Origin of the sequence: Actinomadura sp. 7K507, from assembly GCF_004348425.1 — a bacterium.
GTDB lineage: Bacteria > Actinomycetota > Actinomycetes > Streptosporangiales > Streptosporangiaceae > Spirillospora.
Window position 1 is genome coordinate 1 of the sequence record NZ_SMKK01000354.1, and the last position, 7,020, is coordinate 7,020.

5 protein-coding genes and 1 pseudogene are annotated in these 7,020 nt (G+C 73.8%); 4 read left to right on the top strand and 2 right to left on the bottom strand.

What is annotated here, in order from left to right:
- Together E1285_RS42065 and E1285_RS42070 are read left to right on the top strand one after the other, a co-directional pair.
- A partial coding sequence (locus E1285_RS42065; protein ID WP_207947215.1) for a GNAT family N-acetyltransferase occupies nucleotides 1–1,151 on the top strand: 1,151 nt, incomplete at its 5' end.
- Nucleotides 1,144–2,583 (top strand): glycosyltransferase, encoded by a 1,440-nt coding sequence (locus E1285_RS42070; RefSeq protein ID WP_132160388.1) that lies wholly within the window; start codon nucleotides 1,144–1,146, stop codon nucleotides 2,581–2,583. The genes E1285_RS42065 and E1285_RS42070, both read left to right, overlap by 8 nt.
- A gap of 236 nt (nucleotides 2,584–2,819) precedes the next feature.
- Here E1285_RS42070 and E1285_RS48465 read toward each other — a convergent pair.
- A pseudogene (locus E1285_RS48465) lies at nucleotides 2,820–3,776 on the bottom strand (glycosyl hydrolase); the annotation flags it as partial.
- Between E1285_RS48465 and E1285_RS42080 the strand changes: the two are divergent.
- Nucleotides 3,733–4,989, top strand: a complete 1,257-nt coding sequence (locus E1285_RS42080; protein WP_132160390.1) for an ATP-grasp domain-containing protein — start codon at nucleotides 3,733–3,735, stop codon at nucleotides 4,987–4,989. The pseudogene E1285_RS48465 and the gene E1285_RS42080 overlap by 44 nt on opposite strands.
- A gap of 26 nt (nucleotides 4,990–5,015) precedes the next feature.
- Nucleotides 5,016–6,251: an NAD(P)-binding domain-containing protein gene (locus tag E1285_RS42085; protein ID WP_132160392.1), complete on the top strand. Its 1,236-nt coding sequence runs from the start codon at nucleotides 5,016–5,018 to the stop codon at nucleotides 6,249–6,251.
- Between the two features lie 63 nt (nucleotides 6,252–6,314).
- Here E1285_RS42085 and E1285_RS42090 read toward each other — a convergent pair whose 3' ends face one another.
- Nucleotides 6,315–6,548: a hypothetical protein gene (locus E1285_RS42090; RefSeq protein WP_132160394.1), complete on the bottom strand. Its 234-nt coding sequence runs from the start codon at nucleotides 6,546–6,548 to the stop codon at nucleotides 6,315–6,317.
- Nucleotides 6,549–7,020: the final 472 nt, after the last annotated feature.

Genomic DNA, 7,020 nt, shown 5'->3' on the forward strand with positions numbered 1-7,020 from the left:
GGGGTGGGGAAATGAGCCTGTCCAGCCTTACGCCGGGGGACGTCGCGCCCCGCCTGTCGCTCCCGACCGCCGTCGAGTGGTCGGTCGAAGTGCACCGGGAGGAACAGGCGCTCGTGGCCCTGGCGGACGAGCTCCGCGACCTCTACGACCGCAGCCCGGCCGCGACGCCGTTCCAGACGTACGAGTGGCTCAAGGCCTGGTGGGGCTGGTACGGGACGAGCGGCCGGCTGCGGCTCTTCCTGGTCCGGTGCCGCGGCCGGCTCGTCGCGGCGGCGCCGCTGACGGCGGGCGTGCGGCACGGGTTCCCGGTGCTGCTGCCGCTGGCGGGGGAGCAGAGCGACTTCACCGACTTCCTCCTCGACCCCGTGTACGCCGACGGCGCCGTCCGGCATCTGACCCGGGCGCTGCTGGACGAGCACGGATGGTGCGCGATCGACCTCCGCGAGGTCCGTCCCGGCTCGGCGGCGCACCTGGTGGCGGCCGAGTGGCCGCGCCGGGCGTGGCGGATGCCGTCATCGGTGTGCCTCGAACTGCCCGCCGCCGGCATCGACGACGTCCTCGGACGGCTGCCGCGCCGCACCGCCGGGAAGATGCGCGCGAAGCTCCGCAAGATCGACGTTCGCGGCATCACGGTGGAGCCGGTTCCGGCGGAGGGCGCGTCCGACGCCGTGCACGCGCTGCTCGACCTGCACGTCCGGCAGTGGCGGGGGCGTCCCATCAATCCCGAGCACACGCGCCAGCGGTTCCGGCGACACCTGGCCGAGGCCGCGAGCGGGATGGTCCGCGACGGGCGCGCGGCCGTCCTGCAGTACCGGTGGGACGAGCGGCTCGTCGCCAGCGACCTCGTCCTGATCGGCCACCGGTACGTCGGCGCCTACCTGTACGGGGCGATCCCCGACCTGCGCGGCTGCGTGGACGTCTCGCTGATGCTGCTCCGCGAGGACCTCGCCATCGCGCGGGACCGCAACCGGCAGGGCGTCAGCCTGCTGCGCGGCGACGAGCCGTACAAGCTGAAATGGCGCCCGACTCCCGTGCAGAACCAGCGCGTCATCCTCGGGCGGACCGTCTCGGCCGCCGCGTTCGCGGGCCTGGCCCGGGCCCGCGCGCAGCTGTCGGACCGGCGGCACCGGCGGCGGGGAGGCCATGGCTGAGGCCGCGTCCCCGGACCGGGCCGGGGCCGGGGGCACCGCCCCGCCGCGAGTGCTGCACGTCAGCCAGCCGAACGCGGGCGGAGTCGCCGTCTACGTCGGGCAGGCGGCCGGTGACCAGCGCAAACGCGGCTGGGAGGTGGCGGTCGCCTGCCCGCCGGGCGGTGACCTGCCCGCACGTTGCGCGGCGGCCGGCGTGCCGTGGTTCAACTGGCCCGCCGGACGCGCCCCCGGCCCGCGGACGCTGCTGGAGTCGCTCGGCCTCCGCCGCCTGGTGCGGGGCTTCGCGCCCGACGTCGTCCATCTGCACTCGTCGAAGGCGGGGCTGGCGGGACGGCTGCTGGGCCGCCCGCGCGGCACACCCACGATCTTCCAGCCGCACGGCTGGTCATGGCTCGCCGCCACCGGGCCGCAGGACGTCGTGAGCCGCCGCTGGGAGCGGATCGCGGCCCGCTGGAGCGACGCGCTCGTCTGCGTCGGGACCGGTGAGCTGCGCGAAGGGACGTGCGCGGGGGTGCGCGGCCCCTACCGGCTCGTCCGCAACGGCGTGGACCGGCGGCGGTTCAGGCCCGCCGACGGCGCCGCCCGGCTGGCCGCGCGCACCCGCCTCGGCCTGCCCGCCGCCGTGCCGCTCGCCGTCTGCGTCGGCCGCCTCACCCGGCAGAAGGGGCAGGACGTGCTGGTCGCGGCCTGGCCGGGCGTCACCGAGCGATGCCCGTCCGCCCGGCTCGCCATCGTCGGGGACGGCGAGGACCTGGACGCGCTGAACCGCGAGCCCGTCGCGGGCGTGCTGCTCGTGCCCGCCGTGCAGGACCCTCGCGACTGGCTGGCGGCGTCGAACGTCATCGTCCTGCCGTCCCGGTGGGAGGGGCTGCCGCTGACCGCCCTGGAGGCCCTCGCCACCGGCCGCCCCATCGTCGGGACGGACATTCCCGGCCTCGCGGAGGTCGTCCGTCCCGGCGTCGGCGCCCTCGTGCCCGTGGACGACCCCGCCGCTCTCGCCGACGAGGTCGCCGGGCGGCTGCTCGTCCCCGGGGTCGCCGAGCGGGAGGGGCGGGAGGCGGCCGCGGAGTCCGCCGCCTACGACGTCTCCCGGACGGTGGCGCTGCTGGCCGCCGTCACCCGCGACGTCGCCGGGCTCGGCGACACGCCCGAGGAGGCCCTCGCCGACGTGCGGGCCGTGGCCGGCGGCCTGCTCGGCGCCGGCCGCGTCGGCTTCGCCGGGCTGGACGACGGCGTCGCGGCCGGTTCGCCCGGCATCGGCTTGGAGGGCGGCGCGTCCGAGGACGGCGTCGCCGACGGTGTTGGTTCCGCGGTCGCGGACGGCGTGGGCTCCGGACTCGCGGACGGTGCGGACGGCGCCGAGGTCGTCGGTGTGGCGGGCGCGTCCGGGGACGGCGGCGGCGCCGTCACCCCGCCGAACAGTTCACGGTAGGCGCCGGAGGAACGCGGGTTGCCCCCGCACGCCCAGACGCCGTGCGGGCAGTAGTCCGTGATCGACTGGTACACGACGTCGTGCGACATCATCCAGTCATGCATTCCCCGGATATATTCCGGGTTGTCGGAGTTGCGGAACAGGCCCCATTCGGGGAACGAGATCGGCTTGCCGCGCGCGGCGGCGAATTCGGCCTGGTCCCGCAGCCCGTACGGCTCGTCGACGAAATCCTCGAACGACTTTCCCGCCGGCTGATCGTAGCTGTCGGAACCGATGATGTCGACGACGTCGTCGCCCGGATAGCACTCCGTCCAGGGAATAGCGTCCCGGCCCCGCGTGGGCGCGAAATCGAAACGGAAACGCGCGCCGGGCGCCGCGCGCATGGTGGTGACGATCCGCCGCCAGTACGCCTTCCACGCGCCCGGATCGGGGGCGCAGCGACCGCTGTAGGTCTCCCCGTTCATCTCCCAGCCGAGGACGATGACCGAGTCGCCGGCCCTGGCGGAGACGAGGCGGCGGGAGAGGGTCCGGTAGTGGTCGTCGAAGGCTCCGCGCGCCCCGGCCCGCAGCAGCGAGCGCAGTACGGGCGCCGGGAGGCCGACCTCGTTCGGGGCCATCATCGGCACGTTGACCACCAGCATCCGGCGCGGGTCGGCGTCCTTCCACCGCGCCCACGCGGTGAGCATCCGCTGCGGGCCCTCGATCTCGCGCCAGTCGTCGCCCGGCAGGTAGGTCCGCCCGACCGTCACGGTGGAGCCGAGCCACCGCTGGAAGGGCCCGACCCGGGCGACGCCCTCCATGCCTGAACCGAGAAATGCCCCCAAGGGCACATATTTTTTCGGTTCCTGTACCGCCTGAGTTTGCGGTTGTGTTCGCGTCTGCCCTTGCCCCGCCTGTTTCCAGCTCGCCAATGCCGACGCGGCGAGCGCGAACAGTATGACGGACGCCGCCAGAATGGGAGGTAGCGGACAGAACGGCATCGACCTTTTCCGCCGGTGCGCGGACGACCGCCCGGCTGAATGGATATCGGCAGCTCGCATGCGTATCGTATGCCCTGGGTGTCCGCCGTCGAACAAATATACCGGGCGGACGACGCCAAATTTTACGTTCCAGTCTTTTCGTCCCCGCCGGAATGGGTCCGCTGAACGCATGCTCTTCGACACACAGGCCCCGCCGGGAACGCGCCTGGACATCGGCCTCCCCGTCCTGCTGCTGCGCACCGACCGCAACGTCTTCCACCACGGGACGCTCGGCGCGATCAGAAGCCTGGGGCGCGCCGGGGTCCCGGTGCACGCCATCCTGGAGGGACGCGGCAACCCCGCGTCCCGCTCCCGCTACCTGTCGCGCGGGCACCCGTGGGCGCCGCCCGCCGAACGCCCGTCCGCGCTGCTGAGCCACCTGCGCGTGGTCGGCGAGCGGGTCGGCGGGCGGGCCCTGCTCGTCCCCCTGGACGACGCCGGAGCGATCTTCGTCGCCGAGCACGCGGACGCGCTGGCGCCCCACTTCACCTTCCCCCACCAGGACCCGGACGTCCCCCGTCGCGTCGCCGACAAGTCGCGGCTGCTGGAGGCGTGCGCACGCTACGGCATCGCCTGCCCGCCGAGCCGGACACCCGCGTCCGCGCACGAGGTGGACGAGGCCACCGAGGCGCTGGGCCTCCCGCTGATCGCCAAATGGGCGCGGCCCTGGCGGCTCGGCCGCGGCATGCGGAGCACCACCGTGGTGCACACGCTCGGCGAGGCGCACCGCATGTTCGCCGCCACCCGCGACCGCGACCCGGACGGCGACGCGGGCCCCCTGATCCTGCAGCGGCGCATACCGCCGGCCACCGGCGACTGGTTCTTCCAGGGGTACTTCGACGAGACCCTCGACTGCCTGTTCGGCGCGACCGGCCGCAAGCACCTCGCGCATCCGCCGCAGGCCGGGCACACCGTCGTCGGGGAGTGGGTCGCCAACCCCGAACTCCACCGGCTCGCCGTGCAGATCGTCCGGCTGCTGGGCTGCCGCGGCCTCGTCGACCTCGACTTCCGGCACGACGCGGACGACGACGTCTACCACCTGCTGGACTTCAACCCCCGGATCGGCGCGCAGTTCCGGCTGTTCGCCGACCAGGACGGCCTCGACCTCGCCCGCGTCCTGCACCTGCACCAGTCGGGCCGCCGCGTCCCCGGCGCGCGTCCCGCGTTCGGCCGCAACCTGCTCGTGGAGAACCACTACCTCCAGCAGTCGGCCGGCCTGCCACTGCGCCGCCCGCTGCGCGCGACCCTGCGCCCGCTGCGGGAAACACTGCGCCCGCTGCGACAGGCCGACGAGTTCGCCTGGTACGCCGGCGACGACCTGCCGCCCTTCCTCGCGATGGGACGGCAGAGCGTGCTCCGCGCGGTCGAGCGGATCCGCACCAGGTAACACCACACACACGGGGGGAACGAACAATGAGCGACTCGGCCAGCAACGTCGTCATCGCGGGCGCCGGGCCCTACGGCCTGTCGACGGCCGCCCACCTGCAGAACATCGGGCTCGCCGTCAGGATCATCGGGCAGCCGATGCGGTTCTGGACCGAGAACATGCCGGAGGGCATGTTCCTGAAGTCCGAGCCGTTCGCGTCCAGCCTGGGGGCACCGCACCGCGGCCTGCGCTTCACCGACCGCCACCCGGACTGGCGCGTCGGGCAGCCGATCCCCCTGGAGACGTTCGTGAGCTACGGGCGCTGGTTCGCCGCCGTGGCGATCCCCGGCACCGAGGACGCGCAGGTCCTCAACATCGAGCGCGGCGGCCCGAACGGGTACCTCGTGACCCTGTCCACGGGCGAGACGATCGCGACGCGCACCGTCGTCATGGCCGTCGGCGTCGGGCCGTTCGCCCACATCCCGGACGAACTGGCGGGCCTGCCGTCCTGGCTCGTCTCGCACAGCAGCGTCCACCGCGACCTCGGCCTGTTCGCCGGCAAGGAGGTCGCCGTGGTCGGCGCCGGGCAGTCCGCGCTGGAGACGGCGGTGCTGCTCGCCGACGCCGGAGCCCGCCCGCACGTTCTCGCCCGCAGGGGCGAACTCGACTGGAACACGGTGCCCGAGGAGAGGCGGCCCCTCTGGTCGAAGGCGCGCGGCGGCCCCCGGTCCGGGCTCGGCACCGGCTACCGGACGTGGCTGTGGGCGGAGCAGCCCGGTCTCGTCCGGCACCTGCCGGAAAGGACGCGGCTGCGGCTCGTCCGCGAGACGATGCCGCCCGCCGGCGCGTGGTGGCTGCGCGAGCGGCTGGACGAGCGCGTCCGCGTCTCGACGGACCGGCTCCTCGGGAAGGTGGTGGAGCACGACGACGGCGTCGCCCTCACCACCACCGACCCCGCAGGCCGGCGCATGGTGACCGAGGTGGAGCACGTGATCGCCGCGACCGGGTTCGTCCCGGACATGGAAAGGCTCACGATGCTCGCACCCGAGCTGCGCGCCCGCGTCGCCACCCGGCTCGGGGCGCCGGTGCTGAGCCGCGACTTCGAGGCGTCCGCGCCCGGCCTCTACTTCGCGGGCCTGGCCGCGGCGTCCACGTTCGGGCCCGTCATGCGCTTCGTGCACGGCGCCGACTTCGCCGCGCGGCGGATCGCGCACCACATCATCCGGCGGACGCCCCGGGTGCGGCCGTCCGCCGAGCGCGTCCTGGAGCCGGACGTGCGGTGAAAGGATTCTCCTCCAGCCGGCGGGCGGATGCCCGCCGGCTGGACTACCGCCGGACCGGTCGGACTACCGCCAGGAAGGGCGTGCCCTGCGGCGTGCGCGCTCGGCGCGGGCCTTGGCCGTCGCCCACTCCCAGCGCGAGTACAGCGTCCAGACGCCGTCCCGGACCTTCTCCGAGCGAGTGCGCTGAGCTGCGGGAACGCTGGACGCGACGATGAGGCGGACCTCCGCGCGGGTGACGAGCCGGCGCCGGTCGCGCGCCGGCCGGAGGCGCGCGATCGCGGACGAGGGGTGGGGCATCGGGCTGCTCCTCGGGCGGGCGGCCGCCGTGACCGTCCGCTCACCGAATGTAGCGCACGGGATACCGCTCGCCATACTTCTCCCGAACTCCACGCGGACAAATCCAGTCAAAGGCTTAAAGTCCGTCAAATCAGGCATCACCCGCCGGGAAAGCCGTCCCGAGGCAACGAGAACTCATGCCCCGGTAAATGATCCGAAGACACACCCGGAAATAGAGAATGGCTCCTTGATCGCGCCGTCCCCAGTGCTACGTTCGTGCGGACCGGACCAGCACCGGACCCGAATGCGAGGAGAGAACAGGCAGTGGAGCCCGCACCGATCCAGAGCGGGGCGATTCGCCCCCAGGGTCGCAAGCGGCATGCCCTGTACCTCGTACGCCTGATCGCCGTCGCCGGTTTCGCCCTCGCGGGCTGGGTGGCCCTGGCCGCCCTCACCGACGGGACGGTCGTCGACCTGGCCGAACTCCGCGCCC